Below are 25,588 nucleotides of genomic sequence, written 5' to 3' on the forward strand. Positions count from 1 at the left end.
ATGGCTGACCGGGGCGCAAAGGCGGCTGTCCAAGGGCAACGCCTTGGGCCCGGATCAGCAGGGTTGGGTCAGGTGCCGCTCAGGAGGCGGCAGCGCGCGGCGGACCGCGCAGGTCGGGGAGCCGGAGGAAAGCGGCGCGCAGCACCACATTGAGGCGGCGCGGTGCTGGAAGTTGCGGCCAGTCAGGCAGGAGCACCAGCGTCAGGATGCGGATCAGTGGCCGCAGCCATGCCGCAAAAGCCCAGACGGCCGCTTCGCCGCGGGCCAGCACCAGGGCGGTGGCCACGGTTGCCACGGCGTGCAGGACCAGCATCAGCGGGTCCGTTGCGTGGAGGTGTTCCGGTGCCGCGGCCACTGCTTCGGCGCCAAGCGGTCCACCCGGGTGGAGGTGGGTTCCCGGAACCGGCGTGAAGCCGGATGACGCCGAGAGGGTGGTGAAAGCCTCATGGAGGAGGAGCTGGCCGCCGATGAGCAGGCCCGCCATCACGGGGGAGTTGACCCGGGTTTTGGCGAGCGCCATGACGGGCAGCAGGACCAGGGCAAAGAGCCCGGCCACGATGGCCGGCTGGGGCATCACGCCGCGGGCCAGCACGTGGGCTCCGGCGGCGAGGGCGAACATTGCCACCGTGAACGCGAAGGCGCGGGGGAAGCGGAACGGCGCGCTCGTACCCATCGCCACCCCTTCTTCCAATGTTCTACCGGGTACCACTCTAGGGAAGGCGGCGCCGTGGCGCGTAATCGGAGCGCCCCCAGCTGTCGGCGCCGTGGCGGCGCCCCGGCCCTAGAGCGGGTCGGGCCGCACTGTGACGTTGCCGAGTGACCGGATCAACGTCACGGCGGTAATGGACCCGGCCGCCATGATGGACGCCAGCACCACTACCTGGAACCGCCCGGCTTCCAGGGGCGAGGCGCCGCCGAAGATGGCGCCCACGAACGCGCCGGGGAGCGTCACCAGGCCGGTGGTCTTGGTTTGGTCGGTTGAGGGGATCAGTGCCGAATGCACTGCCTGCCGGGCTTGGATGAGGGTGGCCTGGCGGGGCGTCGCGCCGAGCGCCAGCCAGCCCTCCACCTGGTCCCACTGCTCCAGGACGGCCTCGACGAACCGGCGGCCGGCCAGCGTGGCGATGGTCATGGAGTTGCCGATCACGATCCCGCCGACGGCCAGCGCGTACCGCGGTGAAAATTCGATGGCGCCGGTACCGAACACGATGGCCACCGTCACCAGGATGCCGGCTGCCATGGTCGCGGCCACCACGGCGAACCGCCGCCAGGACCAGGTGAGCCGCCGCGCGGCCGTCACGGACGCCACGGTGAACATCACCAGAAGAGCCAGGCCCACCCATAGCGGGCTGGTGATGACGCCACCGAGGACCAGGCTGATGACCGCCAGCTGCAGCGCGCCACGGAGGATGGCCAGGGCGGGGGAGAGGTACGACGGCGTGCGCGAGCCCCAGAGGATGCCCACTGTGAGTGCCGCCAGGATGGCGATGGCCGCGAGGGTGGGGGCCAGTGCGGCGAGGTCGGGCATGTGCACAGCTTACTGACCGCGGGCGTTCCGTTGTGCACCTTCACCGGTGCTCTCCCGGACCTGCAATTAATTAAATGCTTGACGCACGAATATAGCCCGTGAATACTTTTGTGTGCCCCACCTCCCTCCCAAAGGACTGATCGATGATGAACCTGTCCCGACGCACGCTGCTCACCACCGGCAGTGCCGCCACCCTCGCCTACGCCCTGGGCATGGCAACCTCCGCCCAGGCCTCCACCGCCGTCACCGCCCGCCCCGGCATCCTCGTGACCGCTGCGCCGCCGCTCCGCGTGGCGAGCCGGAACAGTGTGTTCACCCGCAGCGGTGCCGGACCCAGGTACTGGAACATCTACGGGTACTCGTTCCCGCACAACGCCCCCATCCCGGAAAACGAGTGGAAGGCCAACATCGACTGGCTGGCCGCCAACTTCGCCGAATTCGGTTACGACATCGCCTGCACGGACGGCTGGATCGAAGGCTCCAGCCGCACCACCGCCAACGGCTACATCACCAGCTACAACGACTCCTGGCAGCACGACTGGGCCTACTGGGCCAAGTACCTGGCCGCGAGGAAGATGAAGCTCGGTGTGTACTACAACCCGCTCTGGGTGCACCAGGCCGCCGTCGAGGACACCTCCAAGACCGTCCTGGGCCGGCCCGACATCAAGATCGCGGACCTCGTGGCCCCCGGGGACTTCTTCGCCCGGGACATCGGCGGAAACCAGCTGTACTGGCTGGACGCCACCAAGCCCGGCGCCAAAGAATACGTCCAGGGCTACGTCCGCTACTTCAAGGACCTCGGCGTCCCCTACCTGCGGACCGACTTCCTCTCCTGGTACGAGGACGGAAGGGACGCGAACATCGGGCAGGTCAACGCCCCGCACGGCCGGGCCAACTATGAGCTGGCCCTCTCCTGGATCAACGAGGCAGCCGGCGACGACCTGGAAGTTTCGCTCGTGATGCCGCACATGTTCCAGAACGGTTCGGCGGAACTGGCCAACGGCGACCTGGTGCGGATCAACGCCGACGCCGACAAGGGCGGCTGGGACCGGCTGAGCGGGATGCGCCAGAACTGGCAGGACGCCTGGCCCAACTGGGCCAACCCGTTTTGCGGGTTCACCGGCTGGTCCCACCGCAACGGCAGGGGCCAGCTGATCCTGGACGGCGACTTCATGCGGGCCAGCACCTTCGCCAGCGACGAGGAACGCAAAACCATGATGAACCTGATGGTCGCGGCCGGATCGCCCCTGGCCATCGGCGACACCTACCAGCAGATCGGCACCAACGGCTGGGTGTACACCAACAAGGAAGTCCTCCAGCTCAATGCCGACGGCCTGGTGGGCAAGCCCCTCTACCGCTCCGCCACCCCGTTCTCGGAAGACCCCGGCTCACGCGACACCGAACGCTGGGCCGGGCAGCTCCCGGACGGTTCGTGGGGCGTTGCGCTGTTCAACCGCAGCGACACCGAAACCGTCACCAAGACCATCGACTTCGCCAAGGACCTCGGCTTGGCCACCGGGGCCAACGTCCGGGACCTTTGGGAGCACAGGAACCTGGGCATGGACACCAAAGCCACGGCCGTACTGGCCCCGCATTCCTCCGCCATCTTCCGCGTCACCCCGCCGAAGATGCATGGCACCACCCGGTACCCCGCAGCCTTCGCAACCTGGGGCGGCGGTGCCGGCTTCAACAACAACCACCCCGGTCATGACGGCAACGGCTTCGTGGACGGACTCCAGGCCGGGTCCGGCAGTGCAGACCCGCTGGTCACGTTCGCCGTCCAGGTCCCGCACCGCGGCAGCTACGCCATCCGCTACCGGTACGCCAACGCCACAGGCGATACCAGCACCATGACGGTCACCGCCGAAAAGGTCGACCGATCCACCGTGGACGGGCCCATGCACGTCAGCTTCCCGGGGCTGGCCTCGTGGGACACCTGGGGCGTAATGGAGGGCGCCATCACCCTCGACGCCGGCCTGAACCTGGTGACCATCGGCAGGGGCGCCACGGACAAGGGAGCCATCAACCTGAACTGGATAGAGTTGGACATGTGAGCACACCGACACCGGCCTTCGGGGTTCCCGCCCTCAGGGATCCGCACCGGGCAGGACTGTTTTCCCTGGTGCTGCGGCACGCGCCGATCTCCCGGGTGGAGCTCGCCCGGCAGACTTCCTTGGACCCGTCCACCATTGCCCGGACGCTCCGGCCACTGGTGGACCAGGGATACGTGGTGGAGGCCCCCACCACCCCCAACGGCCGCGGCCGGCCGGAGCGCCTGATCGAGGTGGTGGCCACCAAGCACACCGCTGTGGGCATCAAGATCGGTCCCCGGATCATCTCCGGCGTTGTTACGGACCTCGGCGCGAACGTGCTGGCCCGGGGCGAGGAAACAGACGTTCCGCTGGTGCCGGCGGACACCTTCCGGGCAGTGGCCGGCCTGGCGGACCGGCTGCTCGACTCAGTGCCCGGCGCACGGGAAAAGGCCCTGGGCGTGGGGGTGGCGGTCAGCGGGCACGTGGACCCCGACGCCGGGATGTGCCGTTTTTCCCCGCTCCTGGGCTGGCGCGGGGTGGACGTGGCAACACCCCTGGCGGAGCAGATCGCGCTGCCCGTCACCGTCCACAACGACGTCAACGCCCTGGCCGTCGCCGAGCACCTGTTCGGCGACGGCCGGAACGCTCGCAACTTCGCGGTGGTCACCCTGGGCCCCGGCATCGGCCTGGGGCTCGTGTTCGACGGAAAGGTCTATGGCGGCGCCCAGGGAGCCGCCGGCGAACTGGGCCACATCCCGCTGGTTCCGGACGGCCCGCTGTGCAGCTGCGGCCGGCGGGGCTGCCTGGAAGCACTCGCGGGGGATGCGGCGATCGCCTCCGCCGCCGGCACCGCGGACGTGGACACAGCCATGCAGCTGGCGCGTGACGGCCAAGGCGCGCAGGCGGCCACCGCCAGGGCAGCCTTCGACACCGCTGGCGGCTGGATCGGGCGGGGCCTGGCGGTGGTGTGCAACTTGGCGGCCCCCGAACTGGTGGTGATCACCGGTGAAGGTTCCGCCGCCTACGACCTGCTGGCCCGCGGACTGGCGGCGTCCCTCCAGGAGTACGCGCTGGAGGGCGGGGACTTCCTGCCCCGGCTCAAGGTGGCACCCGCGGACGCCGACCTGTGGGGCAAGGGCGCCGCCTGCCTGGCCATCCAGCGGTCGCTGCGCTGAACCACCACGGAAATCACACCGGCACGCACCGGCCACCGTCCTGGCGAGCGGACGTTTCTACAGAATCGAGCAGAGTTTGCCTTTACTGAACGTGCGGGCCGCCCTCCGGCAGCCTCTCCGGGACCGCAGCCTGGCGGAACAATGGATCCGGGCCATCCTGCTCCTCAACCTGGCGCTGCCCTTTCCTGAAGACACGGATCCCGTAGACACGGATCCCGCGGACCCGGACCACCCGGGCAGCGGTGGCGACGGCGGCCGGAGGGACTTCCTGCGCGCGGCGTGTACGTGGCGGACCGAACTGGAGTCCTTCAACTACGTCCACTGGGAGGACTCGCGGCACGACGGGCTGCTGCATTTCAGCCGGCCGTACGGGTGGCACTGCGTTGCCAACTTCGGCCGCTCGCCCGTGCCGCTGCCGGAGGGGATCATTGTGATCAGCAGCGGCCCCCTCCATGATGGGTACCTGCCGCCGGCCACGACGGTGTGGCTGCTCCGCTGGGTGGAATAGCCTGTACCTGCGGACGGCCGGCAGCCCGGCGAGTTGGTCCGGGTGGCCCGAGGGGATAAGACTGTGGGTATGGCACGGGGAACGCTTCGCATCTTCCTGGGCGCGGCAGCGGGTGCCGGCACAACGTACTCCATGCTGCGCGAGGCGCACCGCCTTGCGGCGTGCGGCCGGGACGTGGTTGTGGGCATTGCCGCGGACCAGGGCAGGACCGAGACTGCCCAACTCCTTGACGGGCTCGACGCCGTTGCCCCGCGTCTGGTGCCCGGCGCCGGTGGAGCGGAGGCGGCCGAGCTGGATGTGGCGGCGGTGCTGGCCCGGCACCCCGGTGTGGCCGTCGTCGACGACTATGCGCACGTCAACGCTCCGGGAAGCCGGAACGGGCGCCGCTGGCAGGACATCGAGGAGCTCCTGGCGGCAGGGACGGATGTGCTGACCACCCTCACCGTGCAGCACGTGGCCTCGCTGCGGGACGCCGTCGCCGCCATCACGGACCAGCCCAACGGTGAGACCGTGCCGGACGCCGTGGTGCGGCGGGCAGAGCACATCGAGCTGGTGGACATCCCGCCCGAACTCCTGCGCCAGCGCGTTGCCGACGGAAAAGTGTTCCCCAAGGACGCCATAGATGCGGCCCTCGCCAACGAATTCCGCCTGGGCAACCTGATCGCATTGCGCGAGATCGCCTTGATCTGGCTGGCCGACCGTGTGGACGAAGGGTTGGCGACGTACCGGAAAAGCCAGGGCATCACCGCCACCTGGCCCGCGCGCGAACGGGTGGTGGTGGGCCTGGACGGCGGCCCGGACGGGGAACTGCTCATCCGGCGGGCGTCCCGCATCCTGTCCAGGGTCCACGGTGGCGACCTGCTCGCCGTGCACGTTCGGCGCGGGGACGGCAGCACCACCGAGTCCGGCCACGCACTGGACGCCCAACAGCGCCTGGTCACGGACCTCGGCGGAACCTGGCACACAGTTTCGGGGGAGGACGCGGCCGAATCGCTCCTGGAGTTTGCCCGCAGCGTCAATGCCACGCAGATCGTCATCGGCGCCTCGACCGGAGGCCTGTGGAGCCGGCTGCTCGGCGCCGGAGCCGGCGCCAAGGTGGTGCGCGGCTCCGGCGATATCGACGTGCACATCGTGTCCCGGCCGCAGGGCGGGGTTGGCCTGCCCCGGCCTGCGACGGCCGCACTGGGCCGCACACGCACCACCGTCGGGTTTGTCCTCGCCGTCATCCTTCCGGTCCTCCTGACCACTGCCCTGGCTGCCGGCCCGGACCTGAACCTCGCCACCCACGCACTGGTGCACCTGACCGGCGTGATGGCGGTGGCTTTCATTGGCGGGCTCTGGCCGGCAGTGCTCGCGGCGGTCCTGGATTCGCTGCTCCTGAACTTCTTCGAGACAGACCCGGTGGGGACCTTCAACATCAGCGACCCCCAAAACGTCTTCGCCCTGCTGGTGTTCCTGGCGGCGGCCGTGGCGGTCTCCCTGGTGGTGGGCCTGTCCGCCCGGCGTGCCCGGGAAGCCGCCCGGGCCCGTGCCGAGGCCGCCACCCTGGCGGACCTGGCCCGCGACGCCCTGCTGGCCGATGACACCGTGGCCGCGTTCATGGACAAGGTCCGGGAGACCTTCCAGGTCCGGTCGGCAGGGCTGTTCACCGTTGCCGGTGACGGCAGCGGGGCGTGGGAACTCCAGGCTTTCTCGGGTGCCCCGGCGCCGCCCGCCCCGGACGCCGCGGCCTTGACGGACAGCGTGGAACTGGCCGACGACCGGACGGCGCTGGTCCTCTCCGGGCGGACCCTGACCGCCGGCGACCGCCTGCTCCTCGCCGCCCACGGCGCCCACCTCCTGCTCCTGCGCCAGCGCCAGGCCCTGCAGCGCCGGCTGCAAAGCACCACCAAACTGGCGGAGGGCAACAGCGTCCGCACGTCCATCCTGCGCGCCGTCAGCCACGACCTGCGCACCCCGCTGGCCGGTATCAAGCTCGCCGTCACCGCGCTGCGCCGCCAGAGCCGCCGGCTGCCGGAGGAGGTGCAGGCCGAGATGCTCGCCACGATCGAGTCCTACACCGAGCGCCTGGACGCCCTGATCTCGAACCTCCTGGACATGTCCCGCATTTCCAGTGGTTCGGCGGCCCCGCTGACATCGCCGGTCAGCTGGCGCGATGCCATTGAGGATGCGCTGCGCGGCCTCCCGCAGGACCGGATCCGGATTGACCTCGCCGCCGCCATGCCCGCCGTCGACGCCGACCTGGGCATGCTGGAACGGGTCATCGCCAACATCGTGGAAAACGCGCTCAAGTACGCGCCGGATTCGGACGTGGTGATCGTGGGCGTTTCGGCCGGGACCCGGAGGGCAGACGACGACGGCGGCGGGTTCGGCGAGTTGCGCATCGTCGACCACGGGCAGGGTGTGCCCGCTGCCGCGGCCGCCGCAATGTTCCAGCCGTTCCAGCGGCTTGACGACGCCCCCGAAGGGCTGGGCATCGGGCTTGGCCTTGCTGTTGCGAAGGGGTTCACGGAGGCCATGGGCGGCCGGCTGGTGGCTGAACCGACCCCCGGCGGCGGACTGACCATGATCATCAGGCTGCCGCTGTCCGTGGGGGCCGCCGCCCCGGACCGGCGCCGGCCGGCAGGGAGCAGCTCGTGAGGACCATCCTGATCGTGGACGACGAACCCCAGCTCCTGCGTGCCCTGCAGGTGAACCTGGAAGCGGAGGGTTACCGGGTGCTCACGGCCCTGGACGGCACTGCCGCCCTGCAGCATGCCGAGGGCGGCCACCCGGACGTGATGGTGCTGGACCTCGGCCTGCCGGACATCAACGGCGTGGATGTGATCACCCGGGTGCGGCGCACCAGCAGCATGCCCATCATTGTGCTGTCCGCCCGGCACGGGTCCGTGGACAAGGTCCGGGCCCTGGATGCCGGCGCGGACGACTACGTGACCAAGCCGTTCGGGCTGGACGAACTCCTGGCCCGGCTGCGCGTGGCCGGGCGCCGGACCGGATCCCCGGAAGCGGTGGAGGGCGGGCCGGCCATCGACGTGGGGGATTTCGAGGTGGACCTGGCCAACCGGAAGGTCACGCGGGCCGGAGACCCGGTCCGGCTCACGCCGCGCGAATGGGCCATCCTGGAGTTGCTGGCCCGGAACCCCGGACGGTTGATCACGCAGCAGCAGATGCTCCGGAAAGTCTGGGGACCCGGCTACGAGAACGAAACCCACTACCTGCGCGTCTACATGGGCCAGCTGCGCCGCAAACTGGAGGCCGATCCTGCCCGGCCCCGCCACCTGCTCACCGAGGCCGGCATGGGGTACCGCTTCGAACCGTGACGCGCCCCGCAAAGGCCCCCGCCGGCGTCGTACATCACGCGTAAAGGAATCATTAAGAAAAGTCGTTTTCCCGTGCCAGCCATTTTGGCCGGTGCTAGCTTCGCAGTGATCGTGCTGCACAGGGCAGCGCGGAAAGGCAGTCATGACCACGTTGAGCAGGCCCCCGGCGGATCCTTCCGCGCCCCACGTCCACGGCAGGAAGGCGCTCAAGGACTGGCTGCTGTTTGGCCTGCAGGACAGCAAAGGCACCCACCAGGGCCCCGGCGGTGTTCCGACGCAGCACGAAAAGAAGCACACGTGGTGGCAGGTCATGTGCCTGACGGGTGTGGACTACTTCTCCACCCTGGGCTACCAGCCGGCCATCGCCGCCTTGGCCGCGGGGGTCATCTCCCCGCTGGCCACCCTGGTGCTGGTGGCGGTGACCCTGCTGGGCGCACTGCCGGTCTACCGCAGGGTTGCCGGTGAGAGCCCGCGCGGTGAAGGCTCCATCGCCATGCTGGAGCGGCTGCTGCCCCGCTGGGGAGGCAAGCTCCTGGTGCTGGTGCTGCTCGGGTTCGCCGCAACCGACTTCATGATCACCATGACCCTCTCGGCGGCCGATGCCACCGCGCACCTGATCGGCAACCCTGTTGCCCCCGGCTGGCTCCAAAACCAGAACGTCCCCGTCACGCTGTTCCTGCTGGCGCTGCTGGCGGCCGTGTTCCTGCGGGGCTTCAAGGAAGCGATCGGGGTCGCCGTGGTCCTGGTGGTCCTTTACCTGGGCCTGAACGCCGTGGTGGTGGTTGCCACCCTGGGACAGGTGATTTCCCACCCTGCGGCCATGGGGGACTGGTGGACCAACTTGTGGGTCTCGCACGGGAACCCGGTGATGGCGGTGGCCATCGCGCTGCTGGTGTTCCCCAAGCTGGCGTTGGGCCTGTCCGGTTTTGAGACCGGCGTTGCCGTGATGCCCCAGGTGAAGGGCGCTCCGGACGATACCGAGGAGAACCCTGCAGGCCGCATCCGCGGAGCCCGGCGGATGCTCACCACCGCCGCCGTGATCATGAGCGTGTTCCTCCTGACCACCAGCTTCATCACCGTGGTCCTGATCCCGGAGCAGGAATTCCAGCCCGGCGGCCAGGCGAACGGCCGTGCCCTGGCTTTCCTGGCGCACGAATACCTTGGCGTGGGGTTCGGCAGCGTCTATGACATCAGCACCATCGGCATCCTCTGGTTCGCCGGTGCCTCGGCCATGGCCGGCCTGCTGAACCTGGTTCCCCGCTACCTGCCGCGTTACGGCATGGCCCCGGGGTGGGCCAAGGCCGTCCGTCCCCTGGTGCTCGTCTTCACTCTGATCGGCTTCCTGATCACCTTCATCTTCAACGCCGACGTCGATGCCCAGGGCGGTGCGTACGCCACCGGCGTACTGGTGCTGATGACCTCCGCTGCCGTGGCGGTGACGTTGTCGGTGCGCCGCCGCGGGCAGCGGAACCTGACGTTCGGCTTCGGTGCCATCTCGGTGGTGTTCGCGTACACCACTGTGGCCAACATCTTCGAACGGCCCGAGGGCATCCGGATCGCCGCGATCTTCATCCTGGGCATCATCGTGATCTCCCTGCTGTCCCGGGTCCGGCGGTCGTTCGAACTGCACGCCACCCGGGTGCACCTGGACCAGCAGGCCCTGGAGTTCATGTCCAGCACCCTGGACGGGCCCATCGCGATCATCGCGCACGAGCCAATGCGGTTGTCAGCGGAGGCCTACCGGGACAAGCTGGAATCCGCCATCGAGGTCAGCCACCTGCCGCTGGCGGGAGAGGCCCTGTTCCTCGAGGTCATTGTGGACGACTCCTCCGACTTCGAAACCGAGCTCCATGTCCGCGGCGTGAACCGCCACGGCTACCACATCCTGGAAGTCCACGGGCCGGTGGTCCCCAACACCATCGCCTCCGTGCTCCTGCACATCAGGGACGTTACCGGGCTGATGCCGCACATCTACTTCCGCTGGACCGAGGGCAACCCCATCACCAACCTGGTGCGGTTCCTGTTCCTGGGCGAGGGCGAGATCGCGCCGGTGACCCGTGAGGTGCTGCGCGAGGCCGTCCCGGATGTCACCCAGCGCCCCTGGGTCCACGTGGGCTGACCGGAGGCTGCGGCGCCGGTACGTGCGCCACCGTGGCCGCAACCCGGGCGGCGTCCGCCAGGGTCAGCGGGACGTGCGCGCGGAAGGCGGCCTCGGCGTCGTCCTCCCACACGCCTGCTGCCAGCACCACCACGTGCACCATATCGCCGTAGGAATCGTTGCAGGCCAGGATGTCGCCGGGGACCTTGTGTGCGTGCGCGTCCGACGACGGCCAGGGCTGGAAGATGACCCACCAGCCCTCGCCGTCCTGGTCGGGGAAGAGATAACCGGCGGCAGGGTGCAGTGCGCGGCCGTTCAGGCCCCTGCCGCCGTAGCCCTCCACGGCCCCTGCCGCGGCGGCAAACTTGACCCTGCCGCGGTCCTCCGGTGCGTCATCCCACCGCATCTGCGCTCCTTGCCCGGCACGTGCTGCCTACGTCTCCATCAAAGGGCCGCGGCGGGGCGGGCGGGGCGGCGGGGGCTGTTTATTGACGGATTATTTACGCCCCGCCGGAGGCCTTCAGGGGCGGGGCGGGCCCGGCGGCGGCACCATAATGGGACCCATGCACAATCCCGTCACCATCCGCCCGATGCGCCCCGCTGACTGGGACGCGGTGCACGCGATTTATGCAGCGGGCATCGCCACGGGGGAAGCCACCTTCGAGAGCGAGCCGCCCACGTGGGAGGCGTTCGACGCCGGCCGGTTGCCTGAGCACCGGCTCATCGCCGAGGACGCGGGCCGGGTCCTGGGCTGGGCGGCCGTATCCCGTGTTTCGTCCCGGGAGGTGTACCGGGGCCTCGTGGAGCACTCCATTTACGTGGCGCCGCAGACGCACGGCAGGGGCGTGGGCCGGCGCCTGCTCGGGGCCCTGATCGACTCCACGGAGGCCGCGGGCATCTGGACCATCCAGTCCAGCATCTTCCCGGAGAACACCGCCAGCCTGGTACTGCACCAGCGGCTTGGGTTCCGGGTGGTGGGAACCCGGGAGCGGATAGCCAGGATCAGCAACGGACCCAAGGCCGGGCACTGGCAGGACACATTGCTGCTGGAACGGCGCAGCACCGTGGCGGGAACTGAATAGTTCCCGCTTTGCCAGAGTCCAATGGCCCTGTGTGTGCTTCCGGCCCAAGTCCTAGCGTCGTGAGACACGCTTACTCGAGGACAGTACGGAGTACATCATGCAGTTTCCCTCCCCCTACCGCCGCAGTGCTGCGGCGTTCGCCGCCGCCACAACGCTCATCCTCTCAGGGGCAGCCATGCCGGCCTTCGCCGCCCAGAGCCCCGTCAACTACGTCAATCTCGGGGACTCCTTCTCGGCCGGCTGGGGTTCCGTGGCGCCAACCGCCGGCGTAAATCCGGTGTTCGGCAGCCCGGCCTGCCTGCATGGCGGACCTGATGACGTGGCGTTGTTCGACCAGCTCCAATCGGTGGCCCTCACCGGCGACTATGCGTGTGCTGGGGCGACTGTCGGAGCAACCACCTCGGGTATTCCCACCATCGCCCAGCAGGCGGCCAAGGCGTCCTTTGATGGTGCGCTCAACAGCACCACAGGAGTGGTGACCCTCACGGCCGGCGGTAACGATGTCAACTTCGGCCAGATCATCGGTGCCTGCGCCGCGGATACGTCGCCAACCGCCACCGGATGCCAGGCGGCCACAGCATACGGGCTTGCCCTGGCCAACAACGTGGATGTGGCCCGAGCAGTTGGGACCATCCGCGGCTTCGCAAGCAATGCCAAGATCACCTGGCTCGGGTACCCCCGACTCTTTGCGACGGCCGGGGAATCCACCACCGTGATCGCCGGCGGCGGCGTCATGTCCGCGGCGGCCGCGGCCGTCTTCGACCAGGGAACGGACCAGCTCAACGCGGTCCTGGCGGGCAAGGCACGGGACGCCGGTGCGCAGTTCGTGGATGTGTCCCCCAAGTTCAACGGCCACGAAATTGGTTCCTCGGCCTCCTGGTTCAACCTGGGCCCCTACGCCCAGTTCAACTTCCACCCGACCTATGACGGGTACGCGCAGGGCTACTACCCGGCCATGGTCAGCGCGATCAAACCTGCCCAGCTGGCGAAGAGCTGACCCGTCCCACGGGCGGGGGCACCACGCGGGAGCCCTCGCGGCAGGGACTGGATAGCCCCTACTGCGAGGGCAGGGTCAGGATCTCGGCGCCGTTCTCCGTAATGGCGATGGTGTGTTCGGTGTGGGCCGTCCGGCAGCCGGTGGCGCTGCGGAGGGTCCAGCCGTCGTCGTCTGTCACCAGTTCCGCCGTGTCCTTCATGATCCACGGCTCCAATGCCAGCAGCAGCCCGGGCCGCAGCTTGAAGCCGCGGCCGGGGCGGCCCATGTTGGGTACGTGCGGGTCCTGGTGCATGGTGGAGCCGATGCCGTGGCCGCCGAACTGGGTGTTGATGGGGTACCCGGCATCGGTGAGGACGCGGCCGATCGCGTAGGAGATGTCGCCGATTTTGGCATTCGGGCCGGCGGCGGCAATCCCGGCGGCGAGTGCGCGCTCGGTGGCTTCGATCATCGCCACACTCTCGGCCGGCCGCGATTCGCCCACGATGAAGCTGATGGCGGCGTCCGCTGCCACCCCGTCCTTGACGACGGCGAGGTCCAGGGTCAGCAGGTCGCCGTCGGCCAGGGCGTAGTCGTGGGGGAGCCCGTGCAGCACGGCGTCGTTGACGCCGGTGCAGATGTAGTGCCCGAACGGTCCGCGCCCGAAGGACGGCGCGTAATCCAAATAGCAGGACTCGGCCCCCGCTCCGGTGATCATCTCCTTGGTCCACTGGTCAATCTCCAGCAGGTTGGTGCCTACGGTTGCGCGGTTCTTCATGGCCTGCAGGATGTCAGCCACCAGGGCCCCCGTCTCGCGTGCGCGGGCCACTTCGGCGGGGTTGAGGATCTCGATCATGGGGGCGCCCTTCATCTGCGGCCGGCTAGCTGTAGGGGCCATCCTATTTGTCCCGCCGCCGCGGGCTGCAAGGGGGCGGAGCTGACCTGCGGGTTTATTGCGGCAATTGCGGAAGACATTGATGAATGTAAATATTTACGTATGTCTATGTCTTTGGAGCTGACCCCGGTCCAGGCCGTGGCCTGCTGCGCCCCGTTGGCGCGCGAGCCACTGTCCGAGTCCGACGCGGAGGGGATCGCACCGCTGCTGAAGGCGCTGGCGGATCCGGTCCGGCTCCGGCTGATGTCCCTGGTGGCCTCGCACCAGGGTGGCGAGGCCTGCGTCTGCGACCTGAATGATGCCTTCGAGCTCTCCCAGCCCACCATCAGCCACCACCTGAAGATCCTGCACGAAGCAGGGCTGCTGGACCGGGAAAAGCGGGGCGTCTGGGTTTACTACCGGGCCCGCACCGGGGCTCTGCGCAACCTGGCGGCACTGATCGGCGGGCAGGCCGCGTGAACGTCCTGGTCCGCCGCGCGGCGGCGGAGTTCATTGGTACGGCGTTCCTGGTCATGGCAGTGGTGGGGTCAGGCGTGATGGCGTCCAGGCTGTCCCCGCACGACGTCGGGCTGCAGCTCCTGCAGAACAGCCTCGCCACAGGTGCCGCGCTGGTGGCGCTGATCGTGGCACTCCAGCCGGTATCGGCGTCGTTCAATCCTGTGGTGACACTGGTGGAACGTGCGCTGCGGATGATCGACACCACCACGGCGGGGGCCCTCATCGGCGCACAGGTCCTTGGCGGACTGGCCGGGACCGTGGCGGCGAACCTGATGTTCGGCCTGGACGCGGTTGCCTGGTCCAGCCACGAACGGACCGGGCCGGCGCTCTGGCTGGGCGAGGTCATCGCCACGGTGGGCCTGCTGCTGGTCATTTTCGGCGCCGTCCGCTCCGGCCGGGCGGATCGGGTGGCGTTCGCCGTGGGCGGGTACATAACCGCCGCGTACTGGTTCACCAGTTCCACCAGCTTCGCCAACCCTGCCGTGACCATCGCACGGACCGTCACGGACACCTTCGCCGGCATCGCGCCGTCGTCGGCCCCTGCTTTCATCCTGGCCCAGTTGCTGGGTGGTGCCGCCGGATTCGTCCTGGTGCGCTTCCTCTACCCCTCCCTCCCCGCCGCCCCCGCCGTCGTCGCGGCCCGCCGAAAGGTGCTCTCATGAGCCACAAGCCCTCCGTCCTGTTCGTCTGCGTCCACAACGCCGGCCGGTCCCAGATGGCCGCCGCGTACCTCACCAGCCTCTCGAAGGGCGCCATCGAGGTCCGCTCCGCGGGCTCGCAGCCTGCGGAGAAGGTCAACCCGGCCGCCGTCGAGGCCATGGCCGAGGTGGGAATCGATATGTCCGCGGAGATCCCCAAGATCCTCACCACCGAGGCCGTGAAGGATTCCGATGTGGTGGTCACCATGGGCTGCGGCGACGAATGCCCGTACTTCCCGGGCAAACGCTACGAGGACTGGGTCCTGGAAGACCCCGCCGGCAAGGGCGTGGAGTCCGTCCGGCCCATCCGCGACCAGATCAAGGGCCGCGTGGAGGCCCTGATCGCTTCCCTTATTCCTGCACAGAGCTGAGTCGAGGACACCATGACATCCAAGGAGTCCCTGCCGGTTGCCGTAATCGGCGCCGGGCCGGTAGGCCTCGCAGCGGCCGCGCACCTGCTTGAACGCGGGCTGGAACCGCTGGTCCTCGAGGCCGGCCCGGCTGTTGGGGCTGCCATCCGGCAATGGGGGCACGTCCGCGTGTTCTCCACCTGGAAATACAACCTCGACCCCGCCTCGGTGCGGCTGCTGGAACGCAACGGCTGGGAAGCACCCCGGCCCACCGCGCTGCCATACGGCGCCCAGATCGTCTCCGAATACCTGGAACCGCTGGCCGCCACCCCCGAACTCAAGGACCGGATCAGGACCGGCTCACGGGTTCTCGCCGTCACCCGGCAGGGCATGGACAAGGGCCGCAGCCAGGGCCGCGACAGCGCCCCGTTCCTGCTGCGCATAGGGCACGACGGCGGCCAGGTCACCGAGGTGCTGGCCCGCGCCGTCATCGATACCTCCGGAACGTGGAGCACGCCGGCGCCGCTGGGATCCTCCGGGCTGGCGGTTCCGGGGGAAGCCGAAGCACGGGCTGCAGGGCTGGTCACCGGTCCGCTGCCGGACGTTTCCGCTGGTGGTTTCGCTGGCCGCCGCACCCTGGTCATCGGTTCCGGGCACTCGGCCGCCAACATGGTCCTTGACCTGGCCCGGCTGGCCCGTGCCAACCCCGGCACCGAGGTCTTGTGGGCAATCCGCGCCGCCACCCCCGCCCGGGCCTATGGCGGGGGAGACGCCGACCAGCTGCCCGCCCGCGGCCAGCTCGGGGCCCGGCTCCGCACCGCCGTCGACACCGGGGCAGTCCAGCTCCTGGCCAACTTCCACACGGCGTCCCTCGAAACCCATGGCGACGCCGTCACCGTCTACGCCGAGGACGGCCGGTCCGTATCGGTGGACCGCGTCATTCCCGCCACCGGATTCCGGCCGGACCTGGCCATGCTCTCGGAGCTGCGCCTGGACCTGGACCCTGCAGTGGACGCCCCCAAGGCTTTGGGCCCGCTGATCGATCCGGACTTCCATAGCTGCGGTACGGTCCCGGCCCATGGAGCGAGGATCCTCGAGCAGCCGGAGAAGGGTTTCTACCTGGCCGGGATGAAGTCCTACGGTCGCGCGCCCACGTTCCTCATGGCCACCGGGTACGAGCAGGTCCGCTCCATCGCCGCCGCCCTGGCCGGGGACACCGAGGCTGCCGACGCTGTGGAACTTGAGCTCCCCGAAACCGGTGTGTGCTCCACGTCCGTTCCCGAGGACGCCGGTGACGCTGCCGCAGACGCCTGCTGCTCCGCCCCGGCGCCGGTTCCCGTGACCATCGGGTTCGCCACCGGACTGCAGCACGGCCGCAGCGGCGAATCCGCGCGCGTGTAAACGGGCGCGCCTTGCCAAGTGGCGACACGGCCGTCCACTGGTGACCCGCACCCTCAACCCCCCAACTGGGTCGCAGTTGTTGCCGTTTTGACGCTCCAAAACGACAACAACTGCGACCCAGTTGGGTCAGTCGGTGATGTCGGTGCTGGTGCTCAGCTCCTGCCACTGGTCCAGTTCGGCCCGTTGGGCGTCGGCCACCATGCCGAAGGCGCCGAAGGCGTCCGTGCCCAGGACCAGCAGGCCCGGCGGGGTGGGGGATTCGACGACGGCGATGATCGCCCGGGCGGCCTTGTCCGGATCGCCGGGCTGGTTGCCGTGGCTCGTGTCGCTTTCCTTGCGGCGCTTGCCGGCGGTGTCCGCGTAGTCGCCGATCGGGGTCGCCGACTGCGTGAGCGAGCGGCCCGCGAAGTCGGTGCGGAAGCCGCCGGGCTCGATCGCCGTGACGTTGATGCCCAGCGGCTTCAGCTCGTTGCGGAGCGAGCCGGACATGCCTTCCAGTGCCGCCTTGGTGGCCGCGTAGTAGCCGGAACCGGCCGGCGTGATGCGGGCGCCGATGGAGGAGATGTTCAGGATGGACCCTCCCTTGTTGGCGCGCATGCCCGGCAGCACGGCCTTGATCATGTCCACCGCCCCGAAAAAGTTCGTGTCGAACAGCCGGCGGATGTCGGCGTCGTCCGCTTCCTCCACGGCGGCGCGGTAGCCGTAGCCGGCGTTGTTGGCCAGGACGTCCACGCTGCCGAACTTCTCCTCCGCCTGCTTCACCGCGGCACTGATCTGCGCCTTGTCGGTGACGTCGAGGGGGAGCGGGAGGGCGGTGTCGGGGAAGCCGGCGGTGATGTCCTGCACGGATTCGACGTTCCGGGCGGTGACGACGGCGTTGTGCCCGGACGCGAGCACGGCTTCCGCCAGTGCCCGGCCAAGTCCGGTGGAGCAGCCTGTGATGAGCCACGTTGCCATGGGTTGTCCTTTCGTAGGGTTTGAAATTTGTTGGGCGGAGCGGCAGTCACGCCGCGTGCCGTCGTCGTGCCTTTGCTGTCAGTTCGTGGGCGCCGTAGCTGTTGTCGTCGGGGTTGACGGTGACACCGGGGGCCACCAGTTGGTCGATGCGGTCCAGGACTTCCGGCGCCAGTCTGGTGTCGGCGGCCGGGAGGTAGGACTCGAGCTGTTCCATGGTGCGTGGTCCCACGATGGCCGCGGTGACGCCGGGGTGGTTGATCACGAACGCGATGGCCAGTTCGATGAGTGTGACGCCGGCCCATTCGGCCACCTGCGCCAGCTCTTCGACGATGTCCAGCTTGCGCTGGTTGGCCGGCTGGGACATGTCGAACCGGGCGCTGGGGCGGGCACTGGAGGTGGGACGGGACGCTGAATCCTTCCGCCACCGGCCGGACAGCCAGCCGCCGGCGAGCGGGCTGTAGGTCAGGGTCCCCATGCCGTGCCGCTGCACGGTGGGAAGGACGTCCTCCTCGATGCCGCGGGTCAGGATGGAGTACGGCGGCTGCTCGGTGACGAACCGTTCGAGGTTGCGTTCCCGGGAGGCCCACTGCGCCTCCACGATCTGCGAACCGGAGTAGGAGGACGAACCGAGATAGCGCACCTTGCCCTGGCGGACCAGGTCGGTGAGGGCGCCCAGGGTTTCCTCCACGTCGGTGTCCGGGCTGGGCCGGTGCACCTGGTAGAGGTCGATGTAGTCGGTGCCCAGGCGGCGCAGGGAGTCTTCCACGGCGCGCATGATCCAGTGGCGGGAGCCGCCGCGCATGTTGGGGCGGTCCTCGTCCATCGGCATGAAGAACTTGGTGGCCAGGAAGACGTCGTCGCGACGGCCTGCCAAGGCTGCACCAACGATCTCCTCGGAGGCCCCGCCGGAGTAGACGTCGGCGGTGTCGACAAAGTTGATGCCGGCGTCCAGGGCGCGGTGGATGATGTGGGTGGCGTCGGCGGTGTCGTTGTTGCCCCAGGGGCCGAACATCATCGCGCCGAGGCACAGGGGGCTGACCTGCACGCCGGTGCGGCCAAGCGGGCGGTATTCCATGTTCTTTTCTCCTTTAGGCTTCGGGGATGGCCATGGCGAACCGCTCGGGGCGGGCCACGTCCGGGTCCGGGCCGCTGCGGACGCCGGTATCCAGGGCGTCAATGGCAGCCAGGTCCGCGGCGGACAGCTCAAAGCCGAACACGTCGAAGTTCTCGGCGATGCGCGCCGGGTTGGTGGACTTGGGGATGGCCGAACGGCCCTGCTGCAGGTGCCAGCGCAGCATCACCTGGGCTGGAGTCTTGCCATGGGCTTGCGCAATCGCGGCGATCGCCGGGTCCCGCATGACGTTCTTCCGGTTCTCGCCCCAGCCCGGGTAGAAGGTGATGCCGCCGATCGGCGACCACGCCTGGGTGAGGATGCCGTGTTCCGTGTCCGCGGCCTGGACGGCACGCTGGGCGAAGTAGGGGTGCAGTTCGACCTGGTTCACGGCCGGGACAACGTCCGTTTCCGCCAGTAGACGCTCTAGGTGGTGCGGCATAAAGTTGCTGACGCCGATGGCCCGCACCCGCCCGTCCGCCAGCAGGGTTTCCAGCGCCTTGTACGCGGCGACCGTCTTCTCGAACCGGTCCGGCGCGGGCTGGTGCAGGATGAGCAGGTCCAGTTGGTCCACCCCGAGCTTGCCGGCGGCTTTGTCCCAGGCGTGCAGGGACTCGTCGTAGCCGTAGTCGCTGACCCAGACCTTGGTTTCGATGAACACGTCGCCACGGTCCAGGCCGGAGCGGCGGATGCCGTCGCCCACTTCCCGCTCGTTGCCGTAGGCGGCGGCGGTGTCGATGTGCCGGTAGCCCACCTCGAGCGCTGTCTGGACGGCCGCCGTCGTCTCTTCCGGGGGACTTTGGAAGACGCCGAGGCCGAGCGCGGGCATGGTGACGCCGTTGTTGAGTGTGAGTTCCATAACCATTCCTTCACGGTATTTGGGTGTGCCTGTTTATGGGAGGGGCAGCCAGTACCCCTTTTCGGATGGGGTCCGGCGTACCGTTGAGCCATGACCAACAGCGACGACGTGCGGAAATTCCTGACCTCCCGCCGGTCACGGATCACGCCGGACGAGGCCGGGCTGCCGGCGTACGGCGGCAACCGGCGCGTCACGGGGCTGCGCCGGGAAGAGGTGGCCATGCTGGCCGGGATGAGCGTTGATTACTACATCCGGCTGGAGCGGGGGAACCTGTCCGGCGCCTCGGACAGCGTGCTGGAAGCACTGGCACGTGCCTTGCAGTTGGACGACGCCGAGACGGCCCACCTGTTCGACCTGGCCCGCGCGTCCACGGCTGCCCCGCGGGTGCGCCGCAAGCGGAGCCCGCTGACTGTGCGGCCCAGTGTGCAGAGGGTCATCGATGCGATTCCCGCGGCGCCCGCCTGGGTCCGCAACGACCGCGGCGACGTCCTGGCGGCCAACGAGCTGGGCCGGGCCCTGTACCTGGAAATGATGACCGACGGCGGCACCCCGCCCAACAGTGCGCGGTTCACGTTCCTGAGCCCGAAGGCGCGGGAGTTCTTTGCCGACTGGGAACGCGCCGCGGACGACATTGTTGCCGTCCTGCGGTCCACGGCGGGGAAGAACCCGTACGACAAGGACCTCTCGGACCTGATCGGGGAGCTCTCGACGCAGAGCGAGGAGTTCCGCACCCGGTGGGCCCGGCACGACGTGAAGTACCACCGCACCGGCCGCAAACGGCTCCACCACTCGATTGTGGGGGACCTGGACCTGACCTACGAGGCGCTCGAGCTCCCCGCCGATCCCGGGCTTCGGATCAACGTCTACACGGCCGAGCCGGGCTCGCCGTCCGAGGACGCCCTCAAAGTCCTGGCCAGCTGGGCCGTCACGCAGCTGCGGGCCGGAGAGGTCCGCGCAAGCGAAACCAGCACATGAGTTCCAGCGCCTAGTGAGCCGCCGGCGTCTGATCGGCCAGCGCGCGGCGGGCCCTCATGCCCGCAAGCAGCTCACCGGCACGCACCGCGACCAGTTCGTTCAAGAAGCCAATTTCCCCCGGTGCGGCCACCGTTGCCGATGCGGTGGCCACCCGCTCCAAAACTGCAGCCGCCGACTCCCGCGCGTCCCCGACATCCATGCCCCACGTGACGCCTTCGCGGACGATGTGTTCCAGCGTCAGGTAGTTGAGCCTGGACTGGCCGCCAACGATATGGCCGGAGTTATTGCTCGGGGCATAGAGGAGCAGCGTGGGGGCGAGGTCGTAGAGCGGGGCCATCGTCACTTCGCCGCCGTCCCTGAGGAGAATTGAGTAGTTCTTCGAGTGGGCGTCTCCGTTGCCGATGACGAGGTTGAAGGTTATGGCGCGCAGCAGTGCGCGCCGGAATTCCCGGTCGTCCCGCGTATGCGGTGCCGCAGCCCTCACGAGCCGGGCCAGGCGGGACGGCGGGGTTGGAGACGTTTCATACTTGGACGTGCTGGCCAAAGCAAGGGCCTGGGTGAAATCCTCCTGGTGCAGCCGGCTGCCGTTCGGAGTCCGGTCGTACCGGGTCACGACGATCGCCTGGCGGGACCCGAATGTCTCCAAATGGGCCGCCGCAGCGGGCAGGCCGACGGCAGCAGCCAGCTTCAACGCCCAGTCCTCGGCGGCAAGCAGGTGCGGGACCGGGGAGTCCAGCGGCTCCGGCTTGATGAGGTGGGTGGACAAGGCCCCGCGGCCCGGCCAAGCCCATCCGTCCCCAGACCGGCTCAGCAGTACCTTCGACTGAATGCCGCCCAGCGAAGCGGTAATTGCGAAGTCGTCAGGCAGATCCCACGTGGGGAGCGCCTCGACGACGGTGGCGACCTCCTCGGTAGTCATCGGCTGGGCGTCGGCCGGCCCATCAGGGGACGTACCCGCCGGAAGCGTCTGCACGGCGCCGGCGCAGTCGGCGCCCAGGATGGTCAGCAGCCCGAGGGCATCAGGGGTGGAGAGTCCGTTCTCTGACGCTAGATGTGAACGGACCTGGCCCTCTGGCAGGAGGCCGTCAAAGTAGTTGTAAACTGCCGGACCGTCGATCTTCTTCCGGCCCACTGGCAGCGACAGGGACAGCAGAACGGAGGAGGCACCGTATTCGGCGACGACGTCCGGGTCGTAGTGGAAGGACATCCTGAGGCCGGACCCGGTCAGGACGCCGATGTGCCGCCCATGGAGGAATACTTCCAGGCTCTTGTTGCGCGGGCTCACGCCTTGACCTGCAGCTTCGCGAACCGGGGGACCAGCGCCACGTCGCGGCCCAGCACACGGATGGCGTTCATGGCAACGATGACGGAGACTGCTTCGCCGTGCTCGAGCCTGACAATGGTCCGCCGGGCCGTCCCGAGCCGGTCAGCGAGATCTTGTTGGGTCAGGGAGGCCTCTTTGCGGGCATCGCTGATGGCCCGCCCCAAGGAGACGGCGTCGACGGCCCGGTAAAACGGCGTTTGTGACATATATTGATCATACGCGCGTGATCATCATTTGTGCCAGATATGACTCATTTGCCTAAGATGAGCATTTGTGACAGATCTGGCACTCGATGTCCCTATGCCCCAGGTTTCCGGCCGCGCAGACGGGAGGCGAGGGAGTGGAGGGCGCCTATGATTTGCACGTACGGCTTGTGCCGCAGCGTCTGGAGGAGGATGCCGAGTGCGAGGTAATTCGTGTTCGAAGCCCGGCTCCGTCCAGCGTCACTGCCCTCGGTTCACTTGGTGATCGGCCGCATTCACGAAGCGGACGCCGTCTTCAGTGCTCCCATGTCGGCCGCGGGGAGGGTTAGTACCGCCGTTGTTCCCTGTCCCGGGCTACTGGAAAGAGCGACGTGGCCGCGGTGGTTTTCCATGATGGACTTGGTGATTGCCAGCCCCAGTCCGGCGCCGGGAATGGTGGAGGAGTGCGCATTGGCGGCCCGGAAAAAGCGGGTGAAGGCTTGGTCAAGTTCTTCTTCGGACATGCCTACGCCGGTGTCGGTGACTTCGCAGCGAAGCTCGTGCCCGGTGGCGTCGACCTTGACGGTGACCGTGCCGCCGTGAGGCGTGTACTTGATGGCGTTGGAGATCAGGTTGTCCACGGCCTGGCCGAGGCGGTCAGGGTCGAAGTGACCCTTGGCCGCTTCGCTGGGGATCAGGTACAAGGTGATGCCGCGGGCCTTGGCCCGTGATTGGGCGGCCTCAACACTCTGCCTGACAACCTCGCAGAGGTCAGCGTGCCGCGGGTTGATGGTCACGGTGTCCGCGGCGATCGTCAGCAGGTCACCCACCAGATGCAGGAGTCGCTGGGCGTTCCGTTTTGCGACGGTCAGGTACATCTCGATGTCAGGGTCAAGGTCCTTTTCGTCCAGGGCCAGGTCCATGTAGCCCATGATCGAGGTCAGCGGGGTCCTCAGTTCGTGCGAGACGCTGGAGACGAATTGGTCCTTGGCCGAGAGCGCTTCGACCAGCGCTGTGACATCGGTGAACGCAAGGACCGCTCCCCGGTGTTCGCCCCGGGAGTCACGGATCAACCGGCACGTTGCTGAGTAGGCCCGCTGGCTGGTTCCGTTGTCGGCCCAGATCAGTTCGTCGGTGAAGGACTCTCCTTGTGCCGCCCGAAACCCGGGGCGCTGCTCCGGAGGCAGGGCATGCTTCCGGTCAGGACCATAGACGAGGAAGCCCGGTGGTTCATCGGACAGCTGCCTCCCGGTGACGGTGCCGCCGAAATGGCTGCTGAATTGGTGATTGGCAAGCACCGCCTGGCCGTTGGCGTCGACGGCGCAGACTCCTACACTCACAGTGTCCATGACGCTGCTGAGCAGCCGCTCGCGGTCCCCGCTTGCAACCAGGAGGTCCCTGACCTCGCAGCTTTGGGCCTTCAGCTGTTGCCGCTGCAGCGAGAGGGCGTTGACAATGCCGTGGGCCGTGAGCGCGATCGCTCCGAGAATGACCGGGAGCAGGACGATCCGGATAAAGTCCGGGCCATCAAAGCCCGTGCCCAGGATGACCGGGGGCAGCACCGCGCTGAGGATGGTGGCGACGACGGCGAAAAGGACGCCGCTGCGGCGCCGGTCCGCGGCCAGCCATACGACGGGAAAAACCAGGAGGAAACCCAGGACGGCGAGGTACTGGTCGGCGGCTTCGCGGGAGAAGCCAACGACGATGCAGTCCAGGACCGGGATGATGAGCACGGCCCGATCGGTCAGGCGAGCCCACGGCACCAGGGCGCAAGCGCCAAGGAGCAGAACATGTGCCCCGAGGCTAAAGAGAAACGGCCCGGACACATCGAGTTGCGGGTGCAGTATCATCGTCAGGACCGTGACCAGCAGCATCGTCGTAGACAGCGGAAGCTGAAACAGCACCGCCCGGCCCCTGGGCCCCAATGTCCGGTAGTACGCATACAACTGCTCAAAAAGCATGGTCTCCCCTACCTGCCCTGAACGCTTGTGGAAGAAACCTACCCCGCCACGTGCGCAATCAACTGCAATGCTGGTTCTTAATCTCCACCGGCACGGGGCTTTAGGTGCGCGTTTCTGCCTGACGTCCGGCCGCGCAGTAGAATCCGGATCTGACAGGAGTTGACATGACTGACGCAGGGAAACAATCCAGCCCCACGCCGTACGTCCCGCGGAAGATCAGTGGGCCGGTGCTCATGGGCGTGGTGCCCGGCCAGCCGCTGGCCGTCGCCCACCGGGCCGCCGAGTTGGCGTTCAGCCTCGGCGTGAAGCTGGTCTGCGCCTTTGTGGACGTCACCACCTACCTGGCTGAGGAGCCGGACGGCAGGGTGGAGGCCCGGCCGATCGATCCCGACGGGGTGGATGACGATATCGAAGGAATCGGTGCCACCATCGCCGCGGACCTCCGCGCGGCCTTCAACGGATCCGGGATCGACTGGTCCTTCGTGACCCTTGCCGGTGACCCGGCCCGGGCGCTGGGACGCCTGGCGGAATCCGCCGACGCGTCCGTCATCGTGGTGGGCACCCGCGAGCGCGGGCTCGGGGCCCGGCTTGAGGAAATGCTCGTGGGATCCGTGGCGGTGCACCTCACCCACCGCCAGCACCGGCCTGTCCTGGTGGTGCCGCTGTCGCCGCACAGGCACCAGCCCACGGCGGGCCGATGATGGAACCGCCTGTACCGGAGGCCCAGGCGGGAGCCGCGGACACGCAGGGGCACGACGACGGGACCCGGCATCCGAAGGCCGGCGGCCGGGAGGCTGCGGCGGACCAGGGGACGCTTGGTGCGGCGCGCCCCCACCGGCCGGTGCACCTGCATCCCGGGTTCCTGCTGGTAGTCATTGCGGGCGGCATCCTGGGGGCGCTGGCCCGTTTTGGACTGGCCAGCCTCCTGCCTGCACCGGGTGGCTGGCCGGTCCCCACCCTGGCCATCAACCTTTCCGGTGCCTTCCTGCTCGGCCTCCTGCTGGAGGCGCTGGTGCGGCGGGGCCCTGACGCGGGGCGGCTTCGGCTGGTCCGGCTGTTCGTCGGCACCGGGTTCATGGGTGCGTTCACCACGTACAGCACGCTGGCTCTGGAAGCGAATACCCTGTTGGGGGCAGGCCGCGTCACGGACGCGCTGCTCTACGTGGCGGTCAGTGTGGTGGCGGGCGCCGCTGCCACCGTGGCGGGAATTTGGCTGGCGGCAGGCCACCGTGTACGGGCCACCGATCGCCCGAGGGCTCTGAAGAAGGAGAGCCGGTGAGCGTCGCCATCATTATCCTGATCGGCGTCGCCGGCGGGCTCGGGGCAGCCACCCGGTTCGTGGTGGACGGCTTGGTACGGTCCAAGGTCCGCACCGCACTGCCGGTGGGAACCATCATCATCAACGTTACGGGCTCGTTCCTGCTGGGCCTGCTTGCCGGCGCCGTTATCGTCCACGCCGCGCCTGCCGAGCTGCAGGCGATTGCCGGCACCGGGTTCCTGGGCGGCTACACCACGTTCAGCACGGCAAGCTTCGAGACGGTCCGGCTCATCCAGTCCCGCCGCACCGGGCTGGCCCTCGTCAACGGGATCGGCACCGCCGTGGCCGCCGTGGCCGCTGCTGCCGGCGGGCTTGTGCTGGGCAGCCTGTTCTAGCAAAGGC

Annotated in this window: 26 protein-coding genes; 16 read left to right on the forward strand and 10 right to left on the reverse strand. The window is 68.5% G+C overall.

From position 1 onward, the window contains the following. Positions 1-79 precede the first annotated feature (79 nt). Together QRN53_RS15035 and QRN53_RS15040 are read right to left on the reverse strand one after the other, a co-directional pair. Positions 80-673, reverse strand: coding sequence for a hypothetical protein (locus tag QRN53_RS15035; protein WP_285244676.1), 594 nt, complete (start codon positions 671-673; stop codon positions 80-82). Between the two features lie 108 nt (positions 674-781). Continuing rightward, entirely contained in the window at positions 782-1,528 is a 747-nt protein-coding gene (locus QRN53_RS15040) for an ABC transporter permease (protein ID WP_285244642.1), read from the reverse strand. 143 nt (positions 1,529-1,671) lie between these two features. Between QRN53_RS15040 and QRN53_RS15045 the strand changes: the two genes are divergently transcribed. From QRN53_RS15045 to QRN53_RS15070, 6 genes are all read left to right on the forward strand, one after another. Then, positions 1,672-3,582, forward strand: coding sequence for a hypothetical protein (locus QRN53_RS15045; RefSeq protein WP_285244643.1), 1,911 nt, complete (start codon positions 1,672-1,674; stop codon positions 3,580-3,582). Beyond that, the gene (locus QRN53_RS15050) at positions 3,579-4,736 is read left to right on the forward strand and encodes an ROK family transcriptional regulator (RefSeq protein WP_285244644.1); all 1,158 of its coding nucleotides are present in this window, start codon (positions 3,579-3,581) and stop codon (positions 4,734-4,736) included. Before QRN53_RS15045 ends, QRN53_RS15050 begins: the two co-directional genes overlap by 4 nt. 76 nt (positions 4,737-4,812) lie before the next feature. Further along, positions 4,813-5,244 carry a hypothetical protein gene (locus QRN53_RS15055; RefSeq protein WP_285244645.1) on the forward strand — a complete coding sequence of 144 codons (432 nt, stop codon included), beginning with the start codon at positions 4,813-4,815 and terminating at the stop codon, positions 5,242-5,244. A 69-nt stretch (positions 5,245-5,313) separates the two neighbouring features. Continuing rightward, entirely contained in the window at positions 5,314-7,884 is a 2,571-nt protein-coding gene (locus tag QRN53_RS15060) for a DUF4118 domain-containing protein (protein ID WP_285244646.1), read from the forward strand. After that, positions 7,881-8,564: a response regulator gene (locus tag QRN53_RS15065; RefSeq protein WP_285244647.1), complete on the forward strand. Its 684-nt coding sequence runs from the start codon at positions 7,881-7,883 to the stop codon at positions 8,562-8,564. Before QRN53_RS15060 ends, QRN53_RS15065 begins: the two co-directional genes overlap by 4 nt. 142 nt (positions 8,565-8,706) lie before the next feature. Continuing rightward, the gene (locus QRN53_RS15070) at positions 8,707-10,683 is read left to right on the forward strand and encodes an APC family permease (RefSeq protein ID WP_285244648.1); all 1,977 of its coding nucleotides are present in this window, start codon (positions 8,707-8,709) and stop codon (positions 10,681-10,683) included. On the opposite strand, the gene QRN53_RS15075 is transcribed toward QRN53_RS15070, so the two are convergent. Beyond that, entirely contained in the window at positions 10,652-11,068 is a 417-nt protein-coding gene (locus QRN53_RS15075; RefSeq protein WP_285244649.1) for a hypothetical protein, read from the reverse strand. The genes QRN53_RS15070 and QRN53_RS15075 overlap by 32 nt on opposite strands. A 157-nt stretch (positions 11,069-11,225) precedes the next feature. Between QRN53_RS15075 and QRN53_RS15080 the strand changes: the two genes are divergently transcribed. Beyond that, complete coding sequence (locus QRN53_RS15080) at positions 11,226-11,744, forward strand: GNAT family N-acetyltransferase (protein WP_285244650.1); 519 nt, start codon at positions 11,226-11,228, stop codon at positions 11,742-11,744. Positions 11,745-11,841: 97 nt separating this feature from the next. Then, the gene (locus QRN53_RS15085; protein ID WP_285244651.1) at positions 11,842-12,741 is read left to right on the forward strand and encodes an SGNH/GDSL hydrolase family protein; all 900 of its coding nucleotides are present in this window, start codon (positions 11,842-11,844) and stop codon (positions 12,739-12,741) included. 58 nt (positions 12,742-12,799) lie between these two features. Here the strand turns inward: QRN53_RS15085 and map are convergent, their stop codons facing one another. Further along, on the reverse strand, positions 12,800-13,573 hold the full coding sequence (gene map, locus QRN53_RS15090; RefSeq protein WP_285244677.1) for a type I methionyl aminopeptidase: 774 nt from the start codon (positions 13,571-13,573) through the stop codon (positions 12,800-12,802). Between the two features lie 147 nt (positions 13,574-13,720). On the opposite strand from map, the gene QRN53_RS15095 reads away from it, so the two are divergent. Genes QRN53_RS15095 through QRN53_RS15110 form a run of 4 tightly spaced genes read left to right on the forward strand, consistent with a single transcriptional unit; the run spans position 13,721 to position 16,559 of the window. Next, positions 13,721-14,071, forward strand: coding sequence for an ArsR/SmtB family transcription factor (locus QRN53_RS15095; RefSeq protein WP_285244678.1), 351 nt, complete (start codon positions 13,721-13,723; stop codon positions 14,069-14,071). Further along, positions 14,068-14,772 carry an aquaporin gene (locus tag QRN53_RS15100; RefSeq protein WP_285244652.1) on the forward strand — a complete coding sequence of 235 codons (705 nt, stop codon included), beginning with the start codon at positions 14,068-14,070 and terminating at the stop codon, positions 14,770-14,772. Before QRN53_RS15095 ends, QRN53_RS15100 begins: the two co-directional genes overlap by 4 nt. Continuing rightward, a complete protein-coding gene (locus QRN53_RS15105; protein ID WP_285244653.1) occupies positions 14,769-15,179 on the forward strand; it encodes an arsenate reductase ArsC in 411 nt (136 codons plus the stop codon). The genes QRN53_RS15100 and QRN53_RS15105 overlap by 4 nt, the downstream gene beginning before the upstream one ends. Positions 15,180-15,191: 12 nt before the next feature. Continuing rightward, on the forward strand, positions 15,192-16,559 hold the full coding sequence (locus QRN53_RS15110) for an FAD-dependent oxidoreductase (protein WP_285244654.1): 1,368 nt from the start codon (positions 15,192-15,194) through the stop codon (positions 16,557-16,559). Positions 16,560-16,685: 126 nt separating this feature from the next. Here the strand turns inward: QRN53_RS15110 and QRN53_RS15115 are convergent, their stop codons facing one another. Genes QRN53_RS15115 through QRN53_RS15125 form a run of 3 tightly spaced genes read right to left on the reverse strand, consistent with a single transcriptional unit; the run spans position 16,686 to position 19,486 of the window. Then, positions 16,686-17,516 (reverse strand): oxidoreductase, encoded by an 831-nt coding sequence (locus QRN53_RS15115; protein ID WP_285244655.1) that lies wholly within the window; start codon positions 17,514-17,516, stop codon positions 16,686-16,688. A 46-nt stretch (positions 17,517-17,562) separates the two neighbouring features. Next, complete coding sequence (locus QRN53_RS15120) at positions 17,563-18,591, reverse strand: aldo/keto reductase (protein WP_285244656.1); 1,029 nt, start codon at positions 18,589-18,591, stop codon at positions 17,563-17,565. Positions 18,592-18,604: 13 nt separating this feature from the next. Then, a complete protein-coding gene (locus tag QRN53_RS15125) occupies positions 18,605-19,486 on the reverse strand; it encodes an aldo/keto reductase (RefSeq protein ID WP_285244657.1) in 882 nt (293 codons plus the stop codon). A gap of 90 nt (positions 19,487-19,576) precedes the next feature. On the opposite strand from QRN53_RS15125, the gene QRN53_RS15130 reads away from it, so the two are divergent. Then, the gene (locus tag QRN53_RS15130) at positions 19,577-20,461 is read left to right on the forward strand and encodes a helix-turn-helix transcriptional regulator (protein WP_285244658.1); all 885 of its coding nucleotides are present in this window, start codon (positions 19,577-19,579) and stop codon (positions 20,459-20,461) included. A 10-nt stretch (positions 20,462-20,471) separates the two neighbouring features. Here QRN53_RS15130 and QRN53_RS15135 read toward each other — a convergent pair whose 3' ends face one another. The 3 genes from QRN53_RS15135 to QRN53_RS15145 all read right to left on the reverse strand — a co-directional run bounded on the left by QRN53_RS15135 (position 20,472) and on the right by QRN53_RS15145 (position 23,928). Next, positions 20,472-21,746, reverse strand: a complete 1,275-nt coding sequence (locus QRN53_RS15135) for a type II toxin-antitoxin system HipA family toxin (RefSeq protein ID WP_285244659.1) — start codon at positions 21,744-21,746, stop codon at positions 20,472-20,474. Next, positions 21,743-21,991 (reverse strand): helix-turn-helix transcriptional regulator, encoded by a 249-nt coding sequence (locus QRN53_RS15140; protein ID WP_285244660.1) that lies wholly within the window; start codon positions 21,989-21,991, stop codon positions 21,743-21,745. Before QRN53_RS15140 ends, QRN53_RS15135 begins: the two co-directional genes overlap by 4 nt. Before the next feature lie 272 nt (positions 21,992-22,263). Continuing rightward, positions 22,264-23,928 carry a PAS domain-containing sensor histidine kinase gene (locus QRN53_RS15145; protein ID WP_285244661.1) on the reverse strand — a complete coding sequence of 555 codons (1,665 nt, stop codon included), beginning with the start codon at positions 23,926-23,928 and terminating at the stop codon, positions 22,264-22,266. 164 nt (positions 23,929-24,092) lie between these two features. Here QRN53_RS15145 and QRN53_RS15150 point away from each other — a divergent pair, with 164 nt between their 5' ends. The 3 genes from QRN53_RS15150 to crcB are packed head-to-tail and all read left to right on the forward strand — an operon-like array spanning position 24,093 to position 25,581. Continuing rightward, positions 24,093-24,629, forward strand: coding sequence for a universal stress protein (locus QRN53_RS15150; protein ID WP_285244662.1), 537 nt, complete (start codon positions 24,093-24,095; stop codon positions 24,627-24,629). Continuing rightward, positions 24,626-25,207 (forward strand): fluoride efflux transporter FluC, encoded by a 582-nt coding sequence (locus tag QRN53_RS15155; RefSeq protein ID WP_350224176.1) that lies wholly within the window; start codon positions 24,626-24,628, stop codon positions 25,205-25,207. The genes QRN53_RS15150 and QRN53_RS15155 overlap by 4 nt, the downstream gene beginning before the upstream one ends. Next, the gene (crcB, locus tag QRN53_RS15160) at positions 25,204-25,581 is read left to right on the forward strand and encodes a fluoride efflux transporter CrcB (RefSeq protein WP_285244663.1); all 378 of its coding nucleotides are present in this window, start codon (positions 25,204-25,206) and stop codon (positions 25,579-25,581) included. The genes QRN53_RS15155 and crcB overlap by 4 nt, the downstream gene beginning before the upstream one ends. Positions 25,582-25,588: the final 7 nt, after the last annotated feature.

Origin of the sequence: Pseudarthrobacter sp. fls2-241-R2A-127 (assembly GCF_030209355.1) — a bacterium.
Lineage (GTDB): Bacteria > Actinomycetota > Actinomycetes > Actinomycetales > Micrococcaceae > Arthrobacter.